The following is a 24,889-nucleotide window of genomic DNA, read 5'->3' as shown; positions in this document are numbered from 1 at the left end:
TTGAAAAACGTTAAGCAAGTAATTAGAAGCTGTAGCGCAGGCCAACGTTATAGGTACGGCCACCGGTTGCATCACCGGAATAGAATTCGCGATCAAGCAGGTTGGTAACACCAAACTGCAAGGTTGCATTCTTCGCAATCTTATAGTTTACTGCTGTATTAATAATGAAATATGCATCCTCTGCGCCATACTCGCCGGTTTCATCATCAGGAGCCTGACGAGCACTTACATACTGGCAATCGAGCAAAGCGTTCCATTTATCATAATTATATTCAATGCCGGCATGCAATAAATGCTTCGGAATATCGAAGTTGGTGCTTTCCTTACCGCCCAATTTCAATTTGCCCTGTTGCCATGCATAGTTAATATAGGTATCAAACTTATCGCTGATTTTATGGGTAAGCTCAAATTCAACACCATTGCGTTTTTCGGAATCGAAGTTCATATACTTCTTCACGCCCTTGCCCATATAGGTTTCTCCGGGCAGGATACCGGACGCAGCAATCTTATCATCGGTCTTTACATGATAAAGAGTAACATTGAAATTAGTATCCTTATCCAGTTCCTTCTTCATGCCAAGCTCAAAGGTATCAGAGGTTTCTGGCTTCAAGTCGGGATTCGGAACATACCAGTATCTGGTGTATTCAGAGTATCTGTACATCTTATACATAGCAGGAGGATTGAAGGAGTGACCGTAAGAAACAAAATAGTGAGTCTTGTCATCAGCCTTATAATCAAAAGCAACCTTAGGACTAAGCTCGATATGAGTTTCGGACGGAGAAGTTGTATCTAACGGATTACTGGTAGTTGTGTTCCAGAAAACACCTTCACACTTCTTATAATAGTCCAATCTTGCTCCCAAATACATGGTAACAGGATCACTCATTTTATATTCGTCCTGCACGAACAATGCAAAATTTTGTACCTTACCTTTATCGTGAGCATAGTACTGATCCTTAGAATTCTCATCCTTCCAATGCTTTAAGGTATAACGATCCTGAACCATTTCTTCCTGTTTGAAGTTAGCACCTACAACAATGGTGTGTTTGCCAACATTTTCCCAGGCCTTTTCCATATTGAAATTATAAATTTTGCCTGGATGAGAAGAATAACCGCCGGCACCATCCCAATCAAGTCCGGGATATGTTTTTGGTACGGACGCGCTTGTGAAACCGCTCTTCTTGTCATTCAGATAGCTGAAGGAAGCATTGAACTTATTATCTTCATCCTTATACACTAATGCATGAGTATCACGCTCGTTGATATTGTTATATCCGTAAAAATTGCTTGCTTTGAGAGTTATAACATTACCATGCTGTGTTGTAACTGTACCACTGTACACAGGATTACCGTTTTCATCCTTTACAAAGCTATACGGATTTTTATAGCCGAAATATGTTTTGTACTTAGTGTAGCTATATTTCAAAGATTTGCTGTCATCAAAGTTATATTTGAGATTGGCTGTATATGTTTTATGATCCCAATCACTGGTACCGCGACCGCCGTAAACATAAGAGCCGTCACTTAATGTCGGCAGATTTGCGGTATATTGACCTTTACCTGAAGAAGCTTTTGCAGTATTGTAATAGCCATCAAAGCCATCAGCCTTTCTGTTTTCAAAGCCTAAGCCAAAGCTCCATTTATCATTAACTTTAGCATTCACATTCATGGATTTTTTCCATGTCTTATAACTGCCATAGGATACTGCAGCATCAATATGTGTACCCGCCTTTGCTTCTTTGGTAGTAATATTAATTACACCGCCTACGGCATGACCGCCATAAATAGAAGAACCTGCACCGCGAACAACTTCAATACGCTCAATATTTTCTACCGGAATAGAATTAAAGTTTACCGAACCTTCATAAGTATCATTCTGCTGCACGCCATCAACTAAAACAAGAATATTGGTAGAGCCAAAGCCACGCAAGCTTATAGCACCTTGCGAAGATTGATCCATATATACTCCGGGTAAATATTGTAAAGCATCCTGAACAGATATTACATTATGATTTTCAAGCTCCTTTGCCGTTACCACACTGACACTGGACGGAACCTCCTGAATCTGCTTCATGGTTCTCGTAGCTGTTACAACCATCTCATCCAGTTCATACTCCTGAACCTCATCAGCAAGAACTGTTGTGCCCCCCCAGAGTACATTGCCACAAATCAATGCGCTCATCAATAAACATTTACTAGCCAGTTTTTTCACAGATATACCTCCATTCACTCATCAAAAAAACAACGAGTTGCGTATTAAGCACTTGAAATTATTTGGATTAAGTCTTAATATGCATTTTCTCTTTTATATGTTATAATACTGTGTATAGTAGCTAGACAGTCAAGGGGGGAATGCTAAAAATGTCAAAAAATATACAAAATTACTTTACGACCGGTGAATTATCACAGCTTTGCAAAATTCCCCGCAAGACTTTGCTTTATTATGATAAGCTGGGATTGATTACGCCAGAGCTTGTCGACGAAAACGGTTACCGCTATTACAAGCGCAGCCAACTGTTTTTACTGCAGCTGATTCTTACGCTACGCCAGCTTGATGTGCCGATTGCGCGCATCAAGGATTATCTTGCTAACCGTTCGCCGCAAAACTATCGTGATTTATTTAATGAGCGCATAGATTTCTTCACGCAGGAAATAGCTCGTCTGCAAGCCATGAAAACGGAGCTGCAAAGCGAATTAAGCAAGCTTGACCATATTGCGGACATTACTCTGGATAAAATTATGCTTGTCCATGAGCAGGCACATTATCTTTATCTGAGCAATACTACCGAAGAAAATGAATGCTTTAAAAAGCGTTCTACCCATATTGCCCAAATGTTTAGCAATCTGCAAAACGATATTACCTTAACAACCAACGGCTTTGGTTATATTTACGATACGGAAATTTTGCAGGATTTCGAAAGCAAGCATCTGAAGCATTATTTTTATACGCTTCATGACAAGCTCCCTACACCGCATTGTTATCAAAAGCCCGCAGGCAATTACCTGACGCTTTATTTTCAAGGCGTCTACATGTTCAACAACAAAAAGTATCTGCAAATGCTGGCAGAATATTGCAAGGAGCATCAGCTTACGCCGATATCACCGCTTTATGTCACATCTCTATGCGACTACTGGTTGACAGGTGATACCGATAAGTATATTTACAAGCTGGAGCTGCAGATAAAATAGCATATCCAAGGCACGCAAAAACCCCGTGGCAGACGCCACGGGGTTTTCTAATCATCAAAGCACTGAGCAGGCTTTGCTCTTTTTTACTCAAACTTCGCAGGTAAAAATCCCCTGCACCCCTTGAAAGTCCAGGCTTTGTAAACAGAAAAATAGCATGAGTCTTGCCAGTTTGGTATAATTATGTTGGCTCAAAAACATACCAAGCACCGGAGGCTCATGCTATGAAAAGTATATCACAAACCACCCAGCAGATGGAATCCATCTCGAAGAAAACTTCGGCGTTCTTCCGTCGTTATCATGTCGGCCAGATTCTGCGCGCGGCCAACGCTTGCAAGCTCAAAGGATTTTCCTCCATTCTCGTTTTCCTCGTGCTCGTAAGCATCATCTTCGAGAACCGCTCGCTCTATATGCAGCGCCGACTTCACGAGGATTCGCTGCCGTTCGGCAAGGACACGGCTTACCGCTTCTTGAACTCCTGCCACACGAACTGGCGCAAGTTCACGCTGCTTCTTGCGGCGCGGATCATCAACGAAACCATCAAGCCGCTGACGGATGCCGGCCGGCGTTGTGCCATCGTCGTCGACGATTCGCTCTTCAGCCGCTCGCGTTCCAAGCGCGTGGAACTCTTGGCGAACGTCTACGACCATGTGAGCCGCCGCTATACGAAGGGCTTCCGCCTGCTCGTCCTCGGCTGGACGGACGGGAACACGTTCCTGCCACTCACGTTCTGCCTTCTTTCAACCTCGAAGGAAAAGAACCGGCTCAATGAGGCCAGCGCATCCGTCGATGCAAGAAGCAACGGCGGAAAGCAGCGCAAGCTCGCGCAGATGGAAGCGCCAGCCGTCGTCCTCAATTTGTTGCAGGAGGTCAAGGCGACAGGAATCCCCGCGCAGTACGTCCTCTTCGACACATGGTTCTGCTCGCCGTCGTCGCTGAAAGCCATCCATGACCTCGGCTATGACGTCACCGCTATGGCAAAGAAGAGCAAGAAGGTGCGCTACCCCTGCGAAGGGAAGATCTCGAACGTCAAGGCCATCTACAAGGAACACAAGAAACGCCGCGGACGCTCGCGTTACCTCCTGTCCGTCGATGCTGTCGCGACGAAACAGGGAGAATCCCTCGTGCCTGTGCGATTGGTCTTCGTGCGGAACCGCAACAAGCGGAAGGATTATCTCGTCCTCGTCACGACAGACCTCTCGCTTTCGGAGGAAGAAGTCATCCAGCTCTACGGGAAGCGCTGGGGCATCGAGGTGTTCTTCAAAGCGTGCAAGTCCTACCTGCGGCTCGGCAAGGATTGTCGTTCCGTCTCCTACGATGCGATGACGGCGCATGTCGCCGTCGTCTGCACACGATATATGCTCCTGGCTGTCGAGGAACGTGAGAACACGGATGGGCGAAGCCTCGGCGAGCTCTTCTATCTGGGGCTTGATGAGCTTCCGGACTTGAAGTACATGGAAGCGCTTCGCCTCGTGTTGCAGGAGTTTGCGGAGCAGCTTCGGGCAGAATATCCGTCAGAAGTCTTGCTGGTCGAATCGCTCTTGGAACGATTCCTGAACGATCTGCCCGCTCTTTGGATGAGTCGTCTGCGTGCACAGAAGTGTGCGTGAATGGCTTTCGACATTCAGTTCAAGCTGATTTATCAAGGCATACGGGATGTTTTCCGTGTGCGAAGTTTGAGTAATTAAGATGTGAAACAAAACATACTAAAGCGGAGGTTCATGCTATGCAAATTATACCACAAACCACCCATCAGATGGAATCCATTTCGAAGAAAACTTCGCTGTTCTTCCACCAATATCGCATCGGCCAGATTTTGCGGTCTGCCAACGCATGCAAACTCAAGGGCTTTTCCGCTATTCTGGTGTTCCTTGTGCTCGTCAGCATCATCTTCGAGAACCGCTCGCTTTACATGCAACGCCGGCTTCACGAGGAATCCCTGCCGTTTGGCAAGGACACGGCCTACCGCTTCTTGAACTCCTGTCACACGAACTGGCGCAGGTTCACGCTGCTCCTTGCGGCGCGGATCATCAACGAAACCATCAAACCGTTGACAGACGCCGGACGTCGTTGCGCTATCATCGTCGACGATTCGCTCTTCAGCCGCTCGCGCTCCAAGCGCGTGGAACTCTTGGCGAACGTCTACGACCATGTGAGCCACCGTTATACGAAGGGCTTCCGCCTGCTCGTCCTTGGCTGGACGGATGGGAACACCTTCCTGCCGCTCACGTTCTGCCTCCTTTCGACATCGAAGGGAAAGAATCGTCTCAACGAGGCCGACGCGTCCGTCGATGCCAGGAGCAACGGCGGAAAGCAGCGCAAGCTCGCGCAGATGGAAGCGCCAGCCGTCGTCCTCAATTTGTTGCAGGAGGTCAAGGCGACAGGAATCCCCGCGCAGTACGTCCTCTTCGACACATGGTTCTGCTCGCCGTCGTCGCTGAAAGCCATCCATGACCTCGGCTATGACGTCACCGCTATGGCAAAGAAGAGCAAGAAGGTGCGCTACCTCTGCGAAGGGAAGATCTCGAACGTCAAGGCCATCTACAAGGAACACAAGAAACGCCGCGGACGCTCGCGTTACCTCCTGTCCGTCGATGCTGTCGCGACGAAACAGGGAGAATCCCTCGTGCCTGTGCGATTGGTCTTCGTGCGGAACCGCAACAAGCGGAAGGATTATCTCGTCCTCGTCACGACAGACCTCTCGCTTTCGGAGGAAGAAGTCATCCAGCTCTACGGGAAGCGCTGGGGCATCGAGGTGTTCTTCAAAGCGTGCAAGTCCTACCTGCGGCTCGGCAAGGATTGTCGTTCCGTCTCCTACGATGCGATGACGGCGCATGTCGCCGTCGTCTGCACACGATATATGCTCCTGGCTGTCGAGGAACGTGAGAACACGGATGGGCGAAGCCTCGGCGAGCTCTTCTATCTGGGGCTTGATGAGCTTCCGGACTTGAAGTACATGGAAGCGCTTCGCCTCGTGTTGCAGGAGTTTGCGGAGCAGCTTCGGGCAGAATATCCGTCAGAAGTCTTGCTGGTCGAATCGCTCTTGGAACGATTCCTGAACGATCTGCCCGCTCTTTGGATGAGTCGTCTGCGTGCACAGAAGTGTGCGTGAATGGCTTTCGACATTCAGTTCAAGCTGATTTATCAAGGCATACGGGATGTTTTCCGTGTGCGAAGTTTGAGTTTTTTATTTTTACAGCCTTAAGCTAAAATCGGCCTAAGGTTACGGCATCACTGTTCAGCATTGGAATAGGCTTGCCGTTTTTATTATTGCGGTACAGTCTAAGACGCTCAATATCGGCCATCTCAACAGGTAGCGCCAAACCATACTGCTCATTCAGTGCATTCAGCAAATCTACTGCCTTCATGCTTCCTGTCGGCGTAATTTTACAGTCAAAGCTGAAGATTGTTTCCGTTTCGGTCTGCTCCGCAGTAAGCTGCGGGATGTAAAACTTAACGTCGATTTCCTTGAACTTGACCTTCGTCTTGGGTGCAGCTTTTTTGAAAAGCAGCTCCGGCGCCGCATTGAACTCTGCAACAGCAGCGCTCACGTCTTTGCTATAAGGCAGCGTTACGCGATAGCTTGCACCTGCCGCCTGACTCATCAGGGCAGCGTGATGCGTATCAACAGCATCGGCAGCCAGCACGCGAATACCGCGCGGCAAAGCAGCATCAAGAGCCAACGCAGCCTTTTCTACCTCCATCGGCTCGGCAAGCTCGATTTCTACGAACTCTGTATAGCTTACAACGCCTACACCCAGCGCAGAAGCCAGACTGAACTTTAAATGCGGATTAAAGCCTTCGGAATATGCAGCAGGCAGCTTGGCACGGCGGATTGCGCGGCCGATGGTGCGCACATATTCCAGATGGGAGATAAAGCGGATATCCTTATCCTTGGTAATTTGCATACGCAGTTTCATTATGCCTGTACCTCCCCATTGTTTTGATACTCTTCTTTATAGTCAACGATTTTTACGCCCAATGCCTGGCAAACACCGCAGCCGGTACAGCTTGCGCGACGGCAGTCATGCGTAAGCTGCTGAGCGTAAGCCTTACGCCATTCGTTCCACAGGAAACGGCGGCTGACACCAGGAGAGATATGCTCCCACGGGAAAGCCTCCTGCTCACCGCGCTCGCGGGCAGCGTAAAAGTCTTTATCAAGACCGGCATCGCTGATAGCCTCCAGCCAACGCTCGTAGGAGAAGCAATCACTCCAGCCATCAAAACGCGCTCCCTTTTGCCATGCCAGCAGCAGTGCCTTGCCTACACGGCGGTCACCGCGGGCGAAAACAGCCTCAATCGTACCGGTTTTGGCATCATGGTAGTTTAAGGTGATATTCTTATATTTTTTGATTTCATCCTTCAGCAGGAACTGCTTACGGCGAATTTCTTCCAAATCATTCTGCGCAAACCATTGGAAAGCAGTGTACGGCTTAGGTACGAAGGACGAAGCACTTACGGTAACCTTGCAACCACGCTTACCGGTAATCTGGAAATATTTATACTGTACCTTGCGTGCCAAATCAGCAATCGCCAGTACATCCTCATCGGTTTCATAGGGCAGACCGATCATAAAGTACAGCTTAACGCTGTTCCAGCCGGATTCAAACGCCGCACCGACAGCATTCATCAAATCCTCTTCGGTAACGCCCTTGTTGATAACGTCACGCATCTTCTGGCTGCCTGCCTCCGGAGCAAAGGTCAGACCGCTCTTACGCACTGCCTGTACCTCCTTGGCGATAGCAACACAGAAGCTGTCGATACGCAGAGAAGGCAGAGAAACGCTGACGCGTTCATCCTTAAACTCGCCAATCATCTTATGTACCAGCGGAGCCAGGCAGGAATAATCGGCGCTGGAAAGGGATACCAGGCTGATTTCATTATAGCCTGTGTTATCTACCAGCTTACGCGACAGGTCCATCAGCACCTCCGGCTTGCGCTCACGCACCGGACGATAAACCATACCTGCATGGCAGAAACGGCAGCCACGGCTGCAGCCACGGAAAACCTCCAGCATGATGCGGTCATGAACGATTTCACCGAAAGGAACAATCGGAGATGTCGGGAAATCTACGCTGTTCATATCCTCTATAACACGCTTTTGGATAACAGCAGGAATATCCTCGCGCAGCGGCTTAATTGCCTTAAAGGTGCCGTCCTCATTATATTCTGCTTCATAGAAGGAAGGTACATAAATGCCCTTGATTTTTACCACGCGCTGCAGAAATTCTTGTCTGCCGCCGGGTTTGCCTTCACGCTTCCACTCCTTGTAGCAACGCATTACCTCAATCAAAATCTCTTCGCCTTCACCGATAACGGCAAAATCGAAGAAATCAGTCAAAGGCTCCGGGTTGTACACACAGGGACCGCCTACAATAACAAAGGGGTCTGCATCAGTACGGTCCTTGGCAAGCAGCGGTACGCCACCCAAATCAAGCATATTTAAGATATTGGTATAGGAAAGCTCGTATTGCAGAGTAAAGCCTACAACATCACATTCGCTCAGAGCCTTTTTAGTTTCCAAGGTACAAAGCGCAATTTCACGCTCACGCATCTTCGCCTCGAGGTCAATCCAGGGCGCGTAAACACGTTCTGCGGCAATTCCTTCTTCCTTGTTCAGCAAATGGTATAAAATTTTAAATCCAAGATAACTCATACCTACTTCGTATACATCCGGGAAGGCCAGAGCAATAGTTGCCTCTACTTCTTCAGCAGGCTTAACAATGCTGGCGAACTCGCCGCCAGTGTAGCGAGCAGGCTTTTGCACGCTGCTTAAAATATCAATAGTTAAATCCTTTTTCAAATTCATATTCTCCTCTATATTTAATGATTGAAGGGTTTATTCAAAACAGTTTTCGTCAATATTTATCTGATATGATGCTTTAGCGTCGACCGCTCCCTCTAGTTTTTTATAAAAAGGTTGACGAGAAAGTATCAGAGGCGAAGCGACGGCGACGACGGCGTACTAAACGTACTCCTAGGAGTCGTTGCTAAGCATATGACACTTTAGCGTCGACCGATTCCTATAATATTTTATAAAAAGGTTGATATCATCATCCTTAGAACTGTAAGCTCTGTTTTTTCACCTTAATATTCAACAAAATCGCCACCAACATCAGGTTCGTCGTCAGCGAGCTGACGCCATAGCTCAAAAATGGCAGCGGTACGCCGGTTACAGGCATAATACCTGCAGTCATACCAATGTTGACCATAACATGGAACATAAACATAGACGTTACACCGGTTGCCAAAAGCATGCCGAAGGTGTCATCTGCATCAAGCGCAATCGCAATACCTCGCCAGATGATAATCATATACATAGAAATGATAAACACCGTTCCGATAAAGCCAAACTCTTCACCGGCAACAGCAAAAATAAAGTCCGTATGGTTTTCCGGCAAAAAGTTCAACTGACTCTGCGTTCCGGCCAACCAGCCTTTGCCAAGAAATCCGCCGCTGCCGATAGCAATTTTAGACTGAATAACATGATAACCGCTGCCGAAAGGATCAAGCTCCGGATTCAGAAAAACACGAATACGGTTCTTCTGATAATCCTTCAGAATCATCCAAAAGGCCGGCATCAAAGCCACAAAAGCCAGTCCCATGCGGAAGAACCATTTATACTTGAAGCCGCTGACAAAAATCATACCTATAAGGATAGCAATAAAGGTCAGCGAGGTTCCTAAGTCCGGTTGACGCATAACAAGTATAAACGGCACCAGAATATATGCAAAAACCGGCAGGTAATCCTTAAATTCCTCCAACCATTCAATTCGCTTATCCATAAAGGTAGCTAAGCAGATAATGAGAAAAACCTTAGCAAATTCACTGGGCTGAAAGGACATAGAGCCTATTTGAATCCAGCGCTGTGCGCCCAATTGACTTTGTCCTACAAACATTACCGCTAAAAGCAGTATGATATTAATTATATACAGCTTGGTGGCATAATTTTTGAGAACACGGTAATCAAAAGCCAACGATACAGTAACAATAGCCAGGCCAAAGACCATAAACATACTTTGGCGCTGCACATGCCAGGCCTTACCGGTGCTGACAGCAAAGGAATGGGTAGCACTGTCGATAAGTCCCAAGCCACAGCCCATAAGAATCAGCACAGCAGTAATCAGCCACCAGTCAAGATTTTTCAGGATACGTTTTAAATCCACAATGTACTCCTTCCTGCATTATTGGATGGTGTCCTTTTTCGGGGCAGCCTTATCAGGGCGGGGCATATAACCCTTTTCCTGGAAAAATTCTTCAAATGCTTTATAAACAATAGGACCTGCCGCAACAGAGCCGAAGCCGCCCTGTTCCACAATGCAGACTACAACAAGCTCAGGGTCATCTACCGGACCATAGGCTACAAACAAACCATGGTCACGTCCATGAGAGTTTTCGGCAGTACCGGTTTTACCGGCAATTGGCTTAGGCAGGCCGGCAAAGTACGATGCCGTACCACCCTCCTGCGTAGTAGCACTCATGCCCATGCGGATATAGTCAATTGTCTGCTGTGACACATCAATATGCTTACCTTCAGCACGTTTAGGCTTTTCAAAAAGACTGCCATCACTGTTTATAATACTGTCAACCAGATATGGCTGATACTTAGTACCGCCATTAGCAACAATACTCAGCATAACAGAAAGCTGAATCGGTGTCGTCAGGTTGAAACCCTGACCGATAGCAGCGTTGAAGGTATCGCCTAAGCGCCAGTCCTCATCCCAGATTTCACGCTTTACTTTTTTAGAGGCAACAAGGCCTTTGCTTTCGCCTTCCAGGTCAATACCGGTGCGTTCGCCAAAGCCAAAGATATGCGCATATTTTTCAATATTATCAATGCCGACGCGATAACCAAGCTCGTAAAAATAAACGTTATCACTCATCGCCAACGCTTTGATAAATGTCAGCCATCCTAAAACCTCGCCGCCGGCGTTACCCATAGTAGGAACCATCGGATGAAAACCACCGTCGAAAATAGGCTCGTTCAAGCCAACCTTTTTCAGTTCAAAGGCAGCACTGCCGGTAACAATCTTAAAGGTAGAACCAGGCGGATATTCACCGGTAATAACCTTGTTATTCATCGGGTAATTGGGATCGTTATTAATAGAATTCCAATTCTTTGAGGAAATGCCATGCACAAACCAGTTGGGGTCATAGCCTGGACGGCTTACCATCGCCCTTACCGCACCGTTACGCGGATCGATGGCTACTACCGCCGCTGCTCTCGCTCCGGGAGCAATACCGGAGCTTCGCAGAAAGGCAAGATGCTTATCTGTAAAAGCCTCCAGCTCCTTTTGCAGCTCGTAATCTATCGTCAGCTTCAGATTTTTGCCGGGAATAGGTTGCACGGAATCGTAATGCTTGACAACGTTACCGGCAACGTCAACCTCCTCCATAAAGGCGCCGTCCTCACCGCGCAGATATTTATCATAAGTCTTTTCCAATCCGCCCTTACCGACAAGACTTCCCTGACTAATATTCTTAAACAGTCCCTGCTCAATTTCATAGGAGCTTACCTCGCCTACGTAACCCAAAGCATGTACAGCAAGCTCATGATATGGGTAATTGCGGATAGGCTGCACCGAAAGCATAACCTCCGGCATATAGCGGCGCTGTTCTTCTATTTTCGTTACCATCTGCTGATCAAGATTATTTTTCAGCATAATCGGTTCATAAAAATTTTCACTCGCCTTAATTTTAGCGTTAATTTCTTCTACAGGCATCTGCAGCAAATTACTGAGGCGCTGCAGTGTTTCCGGTTTATAGCTGGACTGCTTCTGCAATACTACGGCATAACCGGGCAAATTATTTACCAGCTCTTTACCTTCGCTATCATAAATAATTCCGCGTGGAGCAAGAATACGCGACTGGCGCAGCCTGTTGCCGTCAGATTGCTTAGCGTAGTAATCACCGCGCCACAGCTGCAAATAAACCATTCGTCCCAGCAGCACAGCAAATAATACCAGACACACAACCAGCAAGGTGTGCAATCTGGTTATCCGGTTTCTATCTTCCATAGGCTACGTCTGTCTCCTTTCCTGCTTCCTGGTTAATAAGATATATCTTCTTTTCTGATCCATTCATAAATCATCTTCATTATAACTACAACAGGCCATACCAACAGCGCATTGCCTATAATATAGCCCAGGGAATCCCATAAATATGCAAAAAAGATGCTCCAGCGTCCGCCACTGCGCAAAAGTTCCAGCCACCAGTAAACAAAACGCAGGATAAAGGTAATCGTAGCAATTGCGCTCATATGATAAAGATAATTATCCTTAAACACCTTTTCCTTTGTCAGGCCAACTATATAACCTACACAGATACGACTAAGAATATGGAAGCCAAAAACACCCACCGTCATTGCATCCTGCAGCAGTCCGGTGATACCGCCGACTACCGCACCAGCTTTTTCGCCGCGCAGTATCGCATAAGCATATACCGCCAAAAGCAGCAAATCACAGGAAAGCCAGCCCGTATAATACACAGACATCGAACCCTGCAGCAGCATTAAGAACAGAAACAGGACGGGCCAAATCAGTCTCCTCATTTTGCCTGTCCTCCCTGTAATACGATTTTCGCTTCCGGCGTAAAGCCAACAATAACCAATACCTGTTCAACATCTGCAATATCAGCAGCAGGTACAATATCTGCTTCCTGCAGCAGACCTACACTATCCATATGAGTAGCAGTAACCTTACCGATAAGAATATCCGCAGGATGGCTGCCGCTGTAACCGCTGGTAACGATAATATCACCCTCACGCAGGCTTGCTTCGCGGTAAATATGCTCCAACAGCAGCTTATCCTTGCCGCTGACACCGCCGGCTACACCGACAGCACGTGAATCAGCGCGCAATACCCTAGCCCCTACACGACAGCGCGGAGAGGTGAGCAAAAGTACACGGGCATAATCATCATATACCTCGTCAACCACGCCTACCAAGCCGCCGTTTACTACAGCCATATCAGGTGCCAGGCCTCTGTCCTTACCGGCAGCGATATATATGCAGTCACGTAAATCGCCGAAGCTGCGGGCAATTACCTTTGCTGCTACAACCTTCTGCGATTTATGCTGCTCCTTATACTCCAACAAGCCTCTCAGTTGCCTGTTTTCTGCATACATCGAAGCCATCTGGATATTGGCATTACGCAGCTCAATATTTTCTTGTTTCAGCTTTGCATTTTCGCTCTGCATTACTGTCAATGCCTTCCAATAGCCACGCACGCCATCACCGGCATTGCCTAACCTGGTCAGCATACTTTCTACCGGCAGCACTACTGCTGCCACCGCTCTGTTGACCAAAGGAAAACGGCTTCTGCCTGCTACGGCCATCGCCAGCATGGAAAACAGGACCAGAATGAACAAAGCTACCAACATAACCTTCTTATTCATGCTGCATTCCTACTTATTTAGAGGTCATAAAGCCTTTGCGGTAAATATCAATATTTTCTACAGCAATACCGGTGCCGAGAGCAACACAGTTCAAAGCTTCATCGGACACGAATACCGGCATACCGGTTTCCTGAGAAATCAGTCTGTCCAGATTGCGCAGCATAGAGCTGCCGCCTGTCATAACAATGCCACGATCCATAATATCAGCGGACAGTTCAGGCGGTGTACGCTCCAATGTGTTACGAACAGCGTCCACAATCATGCTTACAGGCTCGTTAACAGCCTCGCATACATGGTTGGCATTAACCTCTATACTCTTAGGCAGACCGCTGAGCAGGTCGCGGCCGCGAACTTCCATAACAGCAGGCTCATCAACCTTCATTGCGGTACCGATTTCAATTTTAATATTTTCTGCTGTACGCTCACCGATAAACATATTAAAGGCTTTGCGGATATAACGTACAATAGCACTGTCGATAGCATCGCCGCCGCAGCGTACGCTCTTGCTGACAACAATGCCGCCCAGAGAAATTACGGCAACCTCACAGGTACCGCCGCCGATATCAACAACCATGCTGCCGGTTGCTTCCTGTACAGGCAGGCCTGCACCGATTGCTGCCGCCATCGGTTCTTCAATCAAGTAAGCCTCACGCGCACCTGCTTCAATAGTAGCATCAACAACAGCACGCTTTTCTACTTCGGTAACACCGGAAGGCACACCAACCAGAATGCGCGGACGTACAAAGGTACGGTTGCCCATAGCCTGCTTAATAAAATATTTCAGCATAGACTGAGTAATTTCATAGTCGGCAATAACGCCATCCTTCATCGGACGGATAGCGACAATGTTACCGGGAGTACGGCCGATCATTCTCTTGGCCTCCGCACCGATTGCCAGTACCTCGTTAGTATCCTTTTCAACAGCTACTACCGACGGCTCGCGGATAATAATACCCTTATCCTTGCAATGCACCAGCGTATTTGCAGTGCCCAGATCTATACCCATGTCATCCGACATATTGTTAAAAATACTGATATTAGGGAAAGTAAACTTCATTTCCGACTATCCTCCTAAACTTCTAATGCTCCATCTTCCTGAAAGCTGTAATAAGCACCGTCCCCGATAATCAGATGGTCCAGAAGAGGAATCCCCAACGTTTGTCCTGCCGCCAGCAAAACAGCTGTCAGCTTCCTGTCCTCAATGCTTGGCTGTGGATCACCAGAAGGATGATTATGTGCCACGCAGATAGAGGCTGCATGCTGCAGAATCGCCGGCAGAAATACCTCACGCGGATGCACCACCGAGTTGGTCAGCGAACCCTCTGATACCAGCTCTGTGCCTATTACTTTATTCTTACTGTTTAACAAAATTACCAAAAATTGTTCCTTTGTGGCATAACGCAGGCGTGGCATCAAAAATGCCGCACCATCCTGCGGACAGCCAAAACGAATTTTATCCAAAGGGCGGGCCGACGCAATACGTCTGCCTATTTCCAGAGCTGCCAAAACTGTTGCTGCCTTGGCCTGCCCCATACCCTTGATTTGCATAAGCTCATTTAAGTCCCTCACTCCCGCCAGACGCCTGTACAGACCTCCGTCAGCCGTGAGCTCCTTAGCAATCTCCAACGCTGATTTTCGAGCAGTGCCTGTGCGCAGCAATATTGCCAGCAGCTCCGCATCCGTCAGCGCTTCCACCCCACGCAGAAAAAGCTTTTCCCGTGGTCTGTCCTCTAAGGGAAGATTTTTAATACTCTCTTTGTTTGTTGTTTTGTCGATACTACTAAAATCACTGCAAAAATCGCAGGTCCTGCTTACTGCAGGATTAGTCACTCTTCATAGCTCCTCATACTCCCAATCTTTGCATCATTAAGTACAACAATGACAACGGCAGACCTACAACATTGTTATAGCAGCCATTGATTTTTTCCACCAGGACAGCACCTCTGCCCTGAATTCCATATGCTCCTGCCTTATCCATAGGCTCGCCTGTAGCAATATAAGCATCTATTTCTTCAGCAGTCAGCTGACGAAAGCTTACGTCAGTAACGCACACCTTGGACAGCTGCTGTCCCTTATAGCGCACAGCAACGCCTGTTATCACCTGATGTGTACGTCCGGACAAGCACTGCAGCATAGCCTTGGCAGCTGCTGCATCCTGCGGCTTGCCCAAAATAACATTATCAATTACTACGATTGTATCTGCAGCAATTACAGGAAGCTCATCTCCCATCTTTGCTGCTACAGCGGCGCATTTGCCGGCTGCATTATACAAAGCAACCTCCTGCGCCTGGCTGGCAGTTCCGCTGCCTTCGGCAAAATCCGCCGGACAAACCAACGGAGTAATACCTATTTGTTGCAGCAGCGCCTGTCTGCGCGGAGAGGCTGATGCCAAAATAACCTTCATGCTTCAGCCTATTCCTTTTGACCCATATCAATAACAATCTTCGGCTGCTGGATTTCAAAAATAACAGCCTGCTTGCCTTCGCGTACCGCATCACGTTTAAAAATACGTGCATAGTTTACGGTTACCAAAAGCCACAAAACAATACAGACGGCAATAAACGGCAATTCATCCATATGAAAGAACGTAGCCATACTGTGTCCGCAGGCAACACCTGCAAGAATGCCTGCTACCGGCAGACCGTAAATAACCAGCTTAGCCTTGCGTTGGTCAAAATCGCGGTATTCCGCACCTACTACATCGCCGGCCTTAGCACCTACCGGGTTCCAGCAATCTATGTATTTAGGCAGGCCTGTCAGTTCGCTTTCAGCTTTATCAACCTTTACCTCAGCGCGCTCGCCCTGCTTTTTAACAACAATACCTCTAATTTCTGCCATTGAAGCAAATCCTTCCTCTTATAAAACTTTTAGCTTAATATGCATGTACGAAAATATACCAGTAACCGACGCCGAAAACTACGCCGTAAATTGCCAGGAAAACAAGAACGCCTTGCCAGCATACAGGATAACCGAAGTTAATATCCTCACCGAAAATACCACGGCGGTTAAAGAAGGTATATTTTTTACGTTTTCTGAACCAGGCCAATTTGTTATCGGGGCCAACCAGCTTGGCAATCAGATAAATGTAAATAAAAGAACCAAAAAATATTTGCATAACGCGGGCGCAGACTACCACCGGTTCTACGTTAGCTATTGTTTCCATCTGTCAAAGCCTCCTATACCAAAACAATCATCAATTAAAGCTGAATGAATTTATCCGGCATTTCCTTACGCAGTACACGGACAAACTCATCACTGGATTTAAACAGCAAACCCGCCAGCTTATTTTTCTTGCCTTCGGTAAATACCAGCAAGCGCTGCGGATTTTCATCAAGTGAATTATAGCGATGGATGTAATGCTTAATCGCTGTTTTACGGAAAAAGCTCTTTACATATTTATCGGTAAAGCTTTCTGTACGGGTCAGGTCAACAACATAACTGCGTTTAATAAAGCCTAAGCCGTGGCTGATTACCTCAAGCTTCATATCCTTATAGAGTATCAGAGTATAGCCAAAGGCTACACGCCAAATCCACAGAGCCAAAAGCACTGTATCCATACCCCAGCCCAGCATATCAAAGCGTCTATGTTCCTGCAGCCAGGTCCATTCATGCCAATAAAGGCTCGCAATCATCAGCAAGGCAATCACTGCAAAGATTTTTCTTTGCGTACTTGTTCCAGATTCTTCACGATACAATTCTTCCAAAAGAGTTCCCTCCAGCTTTCTAAATTGTGCAGTAGCAACAAAGCAATCTTATCCAATTAATTATATCAAATTTTACACTTAAAGCATATACCTCAGGCAATAAAAATCGGTGCAAAAATGTGAATTTTACCTGCATCAGACAGCTTTCCTGCAAAAGCAAAACACCGCTTCGCCGGCTTACGCCATTGAAGCGGGTTTCAGTAAGTATTATGCTTTATTAAAATATAGCATCTGATATTACGTCAGCCTTAAGTAACATCTGTCATCCCTGAGGTTTTTCATTGCTAACCATTCAGCAACACCGTTACATATGAGCTTATTTGCGCACCTGACCGTTACCGTTAATCAGATACTTCGTACTCGTAAGCTCCGGCAGCGCCATAGGTCCGCGGGCATGCAGCTTTTGTGTGCTGATGCCGATTTCCGCACCGAAGCCGAATTCGTTGCCGTCGGTAAAACGGGTAGAAGCATTGACGTAAACAGCAGCAGCATCCACGGTATATTGGAAAAGCTGTGCCGCCTGATAATTATTCGTAACAATACATTCGCTGTGACCGGTGCCGTATTTGGCAATATGTGCCATAGCCTCCTCAATGCTGTCCACAATCTTGACGGAAAGACGCAAATCGCCGTATTCCGTAGACCAGTCTTCTTCAGTTACCGGATGCACCTGACCGCTGTACTCCTGCACAGCCTCGTCACCGCATATTTCTACGGCGGAGGAATTATACATCATCAGCATCATCGGCAGGAATTTATCCGCAATATCCTTATGCACCAGCAATGTTTCCATTGCATTGCATACGGAAGGACGCTGCACCTTGGCATTGAAGGCAATCTTCATAGCCATCTCCACGTCGGCATCCTTGTCAACATAGGTATGGCATACGCCCGCACCTGTTTCGATAACCGGCACGCTGGCATTACGCACTACCGCCTGAATCAGGCCGGCACCGCCGCGAGGAATAACCACGTCCACCAAGCCGTTCATATGGATTAAATCCTGCACAGCCTGTCTGTCACTGGTATCAATAAACTGAATAGAGCCCGCAGGAATGCCTGCACCCTCCGCAGCCTGCGCCAAAATCGCAGCAACAGTTTTATTGGACTCCATCGCCTCACTGCCGCCCTTAAGGATAACAGCATTGCCGGACTTCAGGCACAGGCCTGCGGCATCCGCCGTAACGTTGGGACGTGCCTCGTAAATAATACCGATAACGCCCAGGGGAACGCGAATTTTGGTAATATGCAGACCGTTAGGCAGAGTTTTGCCGTCAATAACATTCCCCACAGGGTCAGCCAGGCCTGCTACCTGACGCAGGCCGTCAGCCATACCGCTTATACGCTCGGCAGTCAGCTTCAGACGGTCCAGCATTGAGCTTTTCATGCCCTTGGCTGCAGCAGCAGTCATATCACGCTCATTCGCAGCCAAAATTTCAGACTGTTGTGCCTCCAGCGCAGCAGCCATCGCCAAAAGTGCCGCATTCTTAACTGCGGTAGAAGTAACGGCAAGCTTTGCTGCAGCCTGCTTTGCAGCCTGCGCCTTAGCCTTCACCAATTCATACGTTGCCATAATCTTCACCCTGCCTTATAAAATAACCAGGTCATCGCGGTGGATAACCTCATCAAAATTTTTATGTCCCAGAATATTTGCAATCTCGCCGGAATTGCAGCCCTTAATCTGCTCCAGCTCGGCAGAAGAATAATGCACTAAACCACGCGCCAGCTCGTGCGCATCCTTATCGATAACGCTCACCGTACTGCCCGGCAAAAATTCACCCTGCACGGCAAACACGCCTGCCGGCAGAATACTGCAGCCGCCGGCCTTGCGAATAGCCTTGGCGCAGCCATCATCCACAACAATACTGCCGGCGATTTTGGCACCAAAGGCCAGCCAGCGCTTGCGGAACTGCAGACGGTTTTCACGGCTCACGAACAAGGTTCCCAGTTCTTCACCCTGCAGTACACGGGTAATGGCATTCTTTTCGGTACCGCTGGCAATTACCAGATGAATGCCGCTGCTTGTCGCAGCCTTGGCAGCCTGAATTTTAGTCGCCATACCGCCTGTACCGCGGGCAGAGCCGACACCGCCGGCACTTGCCTCAATCTCTGGAGTAATTTCCGCAACTTCGGGCACAATAACAGCGTCCGGATGCGTTTGCGGATTAGCGGTATACAGGCCGTCCACATCCGAAAGAATGATAACAAGGTCAGCATCCACAATGCCTGCAACAAGAGCAGACATATTATCGTTATCGCCGATTTTCAGCTCGTCGAGCGCCACAACGTCATTTTCGTTGACGATAGGGATAACACGCTGACGCATCAGCTCCATAAAGGTATTACGCGTATTGGTGTAACGGTGGCGGTCAATGGCCTCTGTTTTGGTAATCAGAACCTGCGCCACAATCTGACCGTAATCGGCAAAGAATTTTTCGTAGGTGTGCATCAGAACGCCCTGACCTACGGCAGCAGCGGCCTGCTTGCCTGGAATAGTTTTGGGTTTTCCGGGCAAACCCATACGGTCCACGCCCACAGCCACGGCACCGCTGGTAACCAGAATCATTTCCTTGCCCTGATTCTGCAAATCGCTGATTTCGCGCGCCAGACGGTCAATCTGACTAAAATTGCGCTTGCCATTGGCATAGGTAATCGTACTCGTACCAACCTTAATAACAATACGCTTAGCCTTTTTTAAAGCCTCACGGCTTGCTTCATTATTCAACATTTCCCCTCACCTGCAGTTCTAGTTCTTATTTTTTGCGTTATCCGCAATACATAGCTTTCTCTAAGGACACATAGGATGTATCAGTTACTAAATACAGTTTACAACGGCATACTCCCTAAGGACGCATAGAATGTATCAGATGCTAAATGAAGCCGACGACGACGTACTGCATTGTACGTCTAGGAGGCTTCATGACGCAGATGGTGCATTATCTGCGTCCTTATACGTCGAGGAATTTTCATGACGCTCGACGGTGCATTATATGCGTACTCACTACTCTTTGTAGTCGAAAACCATATCCCTAATACGCACACTCTGACCTTCCTGTACGCCTCTCTCCTTCAGCGCCTCGTCAATGCCAAGACGTTTCCAGATCAGCTGGAAGCGGTAAAGTGCCTCGTCATTATCAAAGTTAGTCATGGCAACAAGACGCTCGATATTCTTGCCGCGAACCTCCCAGTCGGTATCATTTCCGACAATAATTTCATAGCTGTCCGGATCAATCTCGTCAAAGCGTGCCAGGTCTTCTTCATCTTCTTCCGGAACATATTGCAGCAGCAGGTCGTAAGCCTTAAACATCAGCTCACGCAAGCCTTCGCCGGTAGCAGCACTTGCCTTGCAGATTTCGTAGCCTTTAGCTTCAACGTATTCCTTTAAGCGCTCAAAGTTTTCCTGAGCTTCCGGCAGGTCCATTTTGTTAGCAACAACCAATTGCTTGCGGCGTGCCAGACGCTCGCTGTATTCTGCCAGCTCTGTATTGATTTTATCAAAGTCCTCAATCGGATCACGGCCGTCAACGCCTGCCACATCAACAATATGCAGCAGTACCTTAGTACGTTCTACGTGACGCAGGAAGTCATGACCAAGGCCTACACCCTCATGCGCACCTTCAATCAAACCGGGGATATCCGCCAGTACAAAGCTGCGCTCCTCATCCAGACGTACCACGCCCAAAACCGGGGACAGCGTTGTAAAATGGTAGGCAGCAATTTCGGGGCGGGCAGCGCTCACCTGTGCGATAATGCTGGACTTGCCTACGCTGGGATAGCCTACAAGGCCAACGTCGGCCAGCAGCTTCAGCTCCAGCTTCAGCCAACGGGTTTCACCGGGTTCGCCCTTTTCGGCAAAGGTCGGTGCACGGTTGGTGCTGGTAACATAGCAGGCATTGCCCTTGCCGCCGCGGCCGCCTTTAGCAGCCGTATAGGTCTGGCCGTCCTCAACAAGGTCTGCCATAACGGCGCCGGTTGCATCATCACGTACCAAAGTACCCATCGGAACCTTCACGAAAACAGTATCGGCGCGTACACCGGTGCAGTTTTTAGTACCACCCTGACCGCCGCGCTTAGCAACATATTTTCTCTTGTAACGGAAGTCAATCAGGGTATTGAGATTTTTGTCCGCAATCAGGACAACGTCACCGCCGCGACCGCCGTTACCGCCGTTCGGGCCACCCTTTTCTACAAATTTTTCTCTGCGGAAGCTGCTCATGCCGTCGCCGCCATCGCCTGCTTCTACATAAATTCTCGCTCTGTCAATAAACATTTTGTTTTCTCCTGTATCTTAAATTTAGCTGTTGCTAGGTATATTTATCTATATTATAGCTTATCTTGCAGGGAAAGTGCAACGTGGGAAAAAGCAAATCCGCAGAAAAGCTTTGAGTTTGCGAAGATTTCACTTCTGATTTATATGACGCAGATGGTGCATTGCTGTAGCCGTTACCTATTTCAAGGCTACAGCTAATAAAAAATGTGCCTGCAGCTATTTTTTATATACACAAAAGCTGCAAGCACGTTTATAAAAGGAAAGGAGAATCTTATAGCTTACTTACGCAAAAATTTATCAACCGCATGTGCGGCACCACGCCCTTCGGCAATAGCCCACACTACCAGACTCTGTCCGCGACGCGCGTCACCGGCTGCGAAAACACCGGGTACGCTGGTCGCATAGCTGCTGTCATCAGCCGCTATGCTGCCGTTAGGTGCCTTCGCCAACTTGAATTCCTCAAACAGTCGCTCTTCGCTGCCCACAAAGCCCATAGACAGGAGCACCAGCTGTGCAGACACCCTCGCAGGGAGCCGGGCAGACATGAGATGTAAATTCCGGGAAATTATTGGTTTTATTCAGACGGGCATAGGCATAATCATCCATCCCGTGGTAAACAAGATCATTAAATTCCGGCATCAGATTGTGCAGCGGACAGCCTGAAACCATGCGGTTAATCATTACACCGCTATGGCAAAAGGGACCGCCGCAATCCATACAGCGCGCTGCCTGGCAGCACAGTGCTTCCTTATGCGGCAGGCTGCTCGTCTTAATCTCCTGCCAATCCTTAATTCTTTCTTCGGGGGCACGCAAAGCAAGCTCCACACGCTTGTAATCCATAAATCCGGTAGGCTTACCCATTATGACTTCACCTCCTCAAATACCTTCAGGGTGGCAGCATCCGCGCTCATTCCCTGCTGCAGATACTCATTAAGCTTCTGCGTAACAATCTTATATTCTTTAGGAATAACCTTGACAAATTTATCCTGATATTCATCCCAGTTATCCAATATCTCTAAAGCCAGCTTACTGCCGGTATGCTCTGCATGCTGCAGCAACATTTTCTTTACCGTCAGGCTGTCGCCGATTTCCTCCAGCTTTTCCAACAGCACTATTTCCTTATTGCAGTAGGTTGCAAAATCTCCCTGCATATCCAAAACATAGGCTGTACCACCGCTCATGCCGGCAGCAAAATTGCGTCCTGTACGTCCCAAAATAACTACCGTACCACCGGTCATATATTCACAGCCATGGTCACCAACACCCTCAACAACAGCGTTCACGCCGCTATTACGGATGCAGAAGCGTTCACCGGCAGTACCGCTGATAAGTACAACATCGGCGCAGGCCTTAACTACGCCGGCAGCAATTGTACCGACACCAACCTCACTTACCAGCTTAACGCTGATGCGGGCACGGGGATTAGCATTCTTCAGGTCGTGAATCAGCTCAGCCAAATCTTCAATAAAATAGATATCATGATGAGGCGGAGGAGAAATCAAACCAATCCCTGCCGTCGTACCGCGGCATTCGGCAATCCACGGATAAACCTTACCGCCCGGAAGCTGTCCACCTTCACCCGGCTTAACACCCTGTGCAATTTTAATCTGAATTTCGTCCGCATTGACAAGGTAATTGCTGGTTACGTCAAAACGTCCGCTGGCAACCTGCTTAATTGCACTGCGCTTGCTATCACCATTAGGCAGCGGTGCAAAACGGTTGGGATTCTCGCCGCCTTCGCCGGTATTGCTCTTGCCGCCTATACGGTTCATGGCAATCGCCAGACATTCATGTGCTTCCTGACTTAAAGAGCCGTAGCTCATAGCACCTGTCTTGAAGCGATGACAAATGCTTTCTACAGATTCTACCTCATCAATATTCACCGGCAGACGCTACGGCGTAAAGGTCAGCATACTGCGAAGATTCTGGTTGGCAAAGGCACTGCCGCGCAGCTGCTTGCTGAACGCCTTAAAGAGCTTATAATCACCGGTCTTGCAGGCCTGCTGCAGCTTAACAATCGTTTCCGGATTAAGCATATGCTGCTCGCCGCCGTTACGCCATTGATAATGAGAACCTGATTCATAGCTGAAAGGATCAATGTTTTGCTCAGCAAAGGCAGGCTCATGACGCATAGCAACCTCTTTGGCAATCTCATCCAGGCCGATGCCTTCAAGACGCGACGGAGTTCCGGTGAAATATTCTTCAATAACGGCACTGCTGATACCGATAGCTTCAAAAATCTGAGCACCACGATAAGACTGTACAGTAGAAATACCCATCTTCGACAGGATTTTAGCAATGCCGTGAGTGCAGGCGCTGATATAATTTTCAGCAGCCTTTTCAAAGCTGATATCCAGCATTCCGTCAGCACACATATGCTCCAGGCTTTCAAAAGCAAGATACGGATTAATACCGCTGACGCCATAGCCTAAAAGCAACGCCATATGGTGCACCTCGCGCGGCTCAGCAGATTCTATGATAATAGAAGCGCGCAAACGTGTACCGTTTTTAATCAGATGATGATGCATGCCTGCACCTGCCAGCAAGGCAGGAACCGCTGCCATATCTTTAGTAATGCCGCGGTCGGATAATATCAAAATGCACTTGCCTTCCGCAATATATTTATCAGCAGCAGCAAAGATTGCATCCAACGCCTGCTTTAAGCCGGCGCCGCCATCAGCAACCTTGTAAAGCATAGGAATTGTTGCTGCCTCGAAATCAGGAATATTCTTCAGCTTAGCAAGCTCAATATTGCTTAATACCGGAGATTCGGCAGAAATCTGGCGGCAGCTTTCCGGCTACGAGTTAATCAGATTCAGTTCCGGACCGATACCGCTGGTTGTATCCGCGAAAACCTCCTCATGAATGGCATCAATCGGCTGATTTGTTACCTGCACAAAGAGCTGTTTAAATTAGTTATATAAAAGCTGCGGCTTTTCGCTGAGTACTGCTTCGCGCATTCCTTGACAAAAAAGTTATGCGGAATCTGCAGCAGTACACCGGCACTGTCACCGGAGTTCATATCTGCTCCCTGACCGCCGCGATGATCCATGTTATGCAAAACCACCAAAGCCTGTCGTAAAATTTTATTAGACTTCTTGCCCTTAATATTGGCAACTACGCCAACACCGCAGGCATCGTGTTCAAACCAAGGATCATACAATCCCTGTTTTTTGGGCAGCGAAGTATTCATAATAAATTCCCCTCTCAAAGCATTTTATCAATAAATCTATTAGCAGTTCCGTTAGTGTTTCTGTTAAAGACCACCACAACGACTGTAATTTTAATTATAATACCACGTTATTACGATCACAAATTATATATATATATTTAT

20 protein-coding genes and 3 pseudogenes are annotated in these 24,889 nt (G+C 47.8%); 3 read left to right on the top strand and 20 right to left on the bottom strand.

Translation table 11 applies throughout. The annotated features are described in order from the left end of the window. Positions 1-22: 22 nt before the first annotated feature. The gene (locus M5E81_RS02700) at positions 23-2,212 is read right to left on the bottom strand and encodes a TonB-dependent receptor (protein ID WP_249747811.1); all 2,190 of its coding nucleotides are present in this window, start codon (positions 2,210-2,212) and stop codon (positions 23-25) included. 149 nt (positions 2,213-2,361) lie between these two features. Between M5E81_RS02700 and M5E81_RS02695 the strand changes: the two genes are divergently transcribed. From M5E81_RS02695 to M5E81_RS02685, 3 genes are all read left to right on the top strand, one after another. Then, on the top strand, positions 2,362-3,189 hold the full coding sequence (locus tag M5E81_RS02695) for a MerR family transcriptional regulator (protein WP_249747810.1): 828 nt from the start codon (positions 2,362-2,364) through the stop codon (positions 3,187-3,189). Between the two features lie 221 nt (positions 3,190-3,410). Next, positions 3,411-4,796 carry an IS4 family transposase gene (locus M5E81_RS02690; protein ID WP_249747014.1) on the top strand — a complete coding sequence of 462 codons (1,386 nt, stop codon included), beginning with the start codon at positions 3,411-3,413 and terminating at the stop codon, positions 4,794-4,796. 116 nt (positions 4,797-4,912) lie between these two features. Continuing rightward, positions 4,913-6,298, top strand: coding sequence for an IS4 family transposase (locus M5E81_RS02685; protein WP_249747153.1), 1,386 nt, complete (start codon positions 4,913-4,915; stop codon positions 6,296-6,298). Between the two features lie 94 nt (positions 6,299-6,392). On the opposite strand, the gene M5E81_RS02680 is transcribed toward M5E81_RS02685, so the two are convergent. From M5E81_RS02680 to M5E81_RS11380, 19 genes and pseudogenes are all read right to left on the bottom strand, one after another. Beyond that, positions 6,393-7,106, bottom strand: a complete 714-nt coding sequence (locus M5E81_RS02680; protein ID WP_249747809.1) for a TIGR03936 family radical SAM-associated protein — start codon at positions 7,104-7,106, stop codon at positions 6,393-6,395. Further along, on the bottom strand, positions 7,106-8,995 hold the full coding sequence (locus M5E81_RS02675; RefSeq protein ID WP_249747808.1) for a TIGR03960 family B12-binding radical SAM protein: 1,890 nt from the start codon (positions 8,993-8,995) through the stop codon (positions 7,106-7,108). Before M5E81_RS02675 ends, M5E81_RS02680 begins: the two co-directional genes overlap by 1 nt. A gap of 250 nt (positions 8,996-9,245) precedes the next feature. Further along, on the bottom strand, positions 9,246-10,352 hold the full coding sequence (gene rodA / locus M5E81_RS02670) for a rod shape-determining protein RodA (RefSeq protein ID WP_249747807.1): 1,107 nt from the start codon (positions 10,350-10,352) through the stop codon (positions 9,246-9,248). A gap of 18 nt (positions 10,353-10,370) precedes the next feature. Next, positions 10,371-12,203, bottom strand: a complete 1,833-nt coding sequence (mrdA, locus tag M5E81_RS02665; RefSeq protein ID WP_249747806.1) for a penicillin-binding protein 2 — start codon at positions 12,201-12,203, stop codon at positions 10,371-10,373. Positions 12,204-12,235: 32 nt separating this feature from the next. After that, positions 12,236-12,736 (bottom strand): rod shape-determining protein MreD, encoded by a 501-nt coding sequence (gene mreD / locus M5E81_RS02660; RefSeq protein ID WP_009145321.1) that lies wholly within the window; start codon positions 12,734-12,736, stop codon positions 12,236-12,238. Beyond that, positions 12,733-13,581, bottom strand: coding sequence for a rod shape-determining protein MreC (gene mreC / locus M5E81_RS02655; protein ID WP_009145322.1), 849 nt, complete (start codon positions 13,579-13,581; stop codon positions 12,733-12,735). The genes mreD and mreC overlap by 4 nt, the downstream gene beginning before the upstream one ends. 13 nt (positions 13,582-13,594) lie before the next feature. Beyond that, complete coding sequence (locus tag M5E81_RS02650; protein ID WP_009145323.1) at positions 13,595-14,638, bottom strand: rod shape-determining protein; 1,044 nt, start codon at positions 14,636-14,638, stop codon at positions 13,595-13,597. A gap of 14 nt (positions 14,639-14,652) precedes the next feature. Beyond that, positions 14,653-15,411 (bottom strand): RadC family protein, encoded by a 759-nt coding sequence (gene radC / locus M5E81_RS02645; protein ID WP_249747805.1) that lies wholly within the window; start codon positions 15,409-15,411, stop codon positions 14,653-14,655. Between the two features lie 13 nt (positions 15,412-15,424). Continuing rightward, positions 15,425-15,985 (bottom strand): Maf family protein, encoded by a 561-nt coding sequence (locus M5E81_RS02640; RefSeq protein ID WP_009145325.1) that lies wholly within the window; start codon positions 15,983-15,985, stop codon positions 15,425-15,427. Positions 15,986-15,993: 8 nt separating this feature from the next. Then, the gene (locus M5E81_RS02635; protein ID WP_009145326.1) at positions 15,994-16,419 is read right to left on the bottom strand and encodes a SoxR reducing system RseC family protein; all 426 of its coding nucleotides are present in this window, start codon (positions 16,417-16,419) and stop codon (positions 15,994-15,996) included. Positions 16,420-16,453: 34 nt separating this feature from the next. Next, complete coding sequence (locus M5E81_RS02630; protein ID WP_009145327.1) at positions 16,454-16,744, bottom strand: hypothetical protein; 291 nt, start codon at positions 16,742-16,744, stop codon at positions 16,454-16,456. A gap of 34 nt (positions 16,745-16,778) precedes the next feature. Further along, positions 16,779-17,285 (bottom strand): hypothetical protein, encoded by a 507-nt coding sequence (locus tag M5E81_RS02625; protein ID WP_009145328.1) that lies wholly within the window; start codon positions 17,283-17,285, stop codon positions 16,779-16,781. A gap of 316 nt (positions 17,286-17,601) precedes the next feature. Next, positions 17,602-18,858, bottom strand: a complete 1,257-nt coding sequence (locus M5E81_RS02620; protein WP_249747804.1) for a glutamate-5-semialdehyde dehydrogenase — start codon at positions 18,856-18,858, stop codon at positions 17,602-17,604. A gap of 15 nt (positions 18,859-18,873) precedes the next feature. Beyond that, on the bottom strand, positions 18,874-20,013 hold the full coding sequence (gene proB / locus M5E81_RS02615; protein WP_009145331.1) for a glutamate 5-kinase: 1,140 nt from the start codon (positions 20,011-20,013) through the stop codon (positions 18,874-18,876). A 273-nt stretch (positions 20,014-20,286) separates the two neighbouring features. Continuing rightward, the gene (obgE, locus tag M5E81_RS02610) at positions 20,287-21,555 is read right to left on the bottom strand and encodes a GTPase ObgE (RefSeq protein WP_249747803.1); all 1,269 of its coding nucleotides are present in this window, start codon (positions 21,553-21,555) and stop codon (positions 20,287-20,289) included. Positions 21,556-21,833: 278 nt separating this feature from the next. After that, on the bottom strand, positions 21,834-22,049 hold the full coding sequence (locus M5E81_RS02605; protein WP_050787102.1) for a hypothetical protein: 216 nt from the start codon (positions 22,047-22,049) through the stop codon (positions 21,834-21,836). Between the two features lie 10 nt (positions 22,050-22,059). Continuing rightward, a pseudogene (locus M5E81_RS02600) lies at positions 22,060-22,416 on the bottom strand (glutamate synthase); the annotation flags it as partial. Continuing rightward, a pseudogene (locus M5E81_RS11385) lies at positions 22,416-24,506 on the bottom strand (glutamate synthase central domain-containing protein); the annotation flags it as partial. The pseudogenes M5E81_RS11385 and M5E81_RS02600, both read right to left, overlap by 1 nt. Before the next feature lie 53 nt (positions 24,507-24,559). Then, positions 24,560-24,748: pseudogene (locus M5E81_RS11380) on the bottom strand (glutamate synthase); the annotation flags it as partial. Positions 24,749-24,889: the final 141 nt, after the last annotated feature.

It is taken from the genome of Phascolarctobacterium succinatutens (genome assembly GCF_023497905.1).
Classification (GTDB): domain Bacteria; phylum Bacillota; class Negativicutes; order Acidaminococcales; family Acidaminococcaceae; genus Phascolarctobacterium_A; species Phascolarctobacterium_A succinatutens.
This window is presented reverse-complemented; position numbering and strand designations above follow the sequence as displayed.

Excerpts from the sequence above, each read along its gene's own strand:
- M5E81_RS02695 (WP_249747810.1), top strand. The coding sequence starts at position 2,362 with ATGTCAAAAAATATACAAAATTACTTTACGACCGGTGAATTATCACAG.
- M5E81_RS02690 (WP_249747014.1), top strand. The coding sequence starts at position 3,411 with ATGAAAAGTATATCACAAACCACCCAGCAGATGGAATCCATCTCGAAG.
- M5E81_RS02685 (WP_249747153.1), top strand. The coding sequence starts at position 4,913 with ATGCAAATTATACCACAAACCACCCATCAGATGGAATCCATTTCGAAG.
- M5E81_RS02680 (WP_249747809.1), bottom strand. The coding sequence starts at position 7,106 with ATGAAACTGCGTATGCAAATTACCAAGGATAAGGATATCCGCTTTATC.
- M5E81_RS02675 (WP_249747808.1), bottom strand. The coding sequence starts at position 8,995 with ATGAATTTGAAAAAGGATTTAACTATTGATATTTTAAGCAGCGTGCAA.
- mrdA (WP_249747806.1), bottom strand. The coding sequence starts at position 12,203 with ATGGAAGATAGAAACCGGATAACCAGATTGCACACCTTGCTGGTTGTG.
- mreD (WP_009145321.1), bottom strand. The coding sequence starts at position 12,736 with ATGAGGAGACTGATTTGGCCCGTCCTGTTTCTGTTCTTAATGCTGCTG.
- mreC (WP_009145322.1), bottom strand. The coding sequence starts at position 13,581 with ATGAATAAGAAGGTTATGTTGGTAGCTTTGTTCATTCTGGTCCTGTTT.
- M5E81_RS02650 (WP_009145323.1), bottom strand. The coding sequence starts at position 14,638 with ATGAAGTTTACTTTCCCTAATATCAGTATTTTTAACAATATGTCGGAT.
- M5E81_RS02640 (WP_009145325.1), bottom strand. The coding sequence starts at position 15,985 with ATGAAGGTTATTTTGGCATCAGCCTCTCCGCGCAGACAGGCGCTGCTG.
- M5E81_RS02635 (WP_009145326.1), bottom strand. The coding sequence starts at position 16,419 with ATGGCAGAAATTAGAGGTATTGTTGTTAAAAAGCAGGGCGAGCGCGCT.
- M5E81_RS02630 (WP_009145327.1), bottom strand. The coding sequence starts at position 16,744 with ATGGAAACAATAGCTAACGTAGAACCGGTGGTAGTCTGCGCCCGCGTT.
- M5E81_RS02620 (WP_249747804.1), bottom strand. The coding sequence starts at position 18,858 with ATGGCAACGTATGAATTGGTGAAGGCTAAGGCGCAGGCTGCAAAGCAG.
- proB (WP_009145331.1), bottom strand. The coding sequence starts at position 20,013 with ATGTTGAATAATGAAGCAAGCCGTGAGGCTTTAAAAAAGGCTAAGCGT.
- obgE (WP_249747803.1), bottom strand. The coding sequence starts at position 21,555 with ATGTTTATTGACAGAGCGAGAATTTATGTAGAAGCAGGCGATGGCGGC.
- M5E81_RS02605 (WP_050787102.1), bottom strand. The coding sequence starts at position 22,049 with ATGGGCTTTGTGGGCAGCGAAGAGCGACTGTTTGAGGAATTCAAGTTG.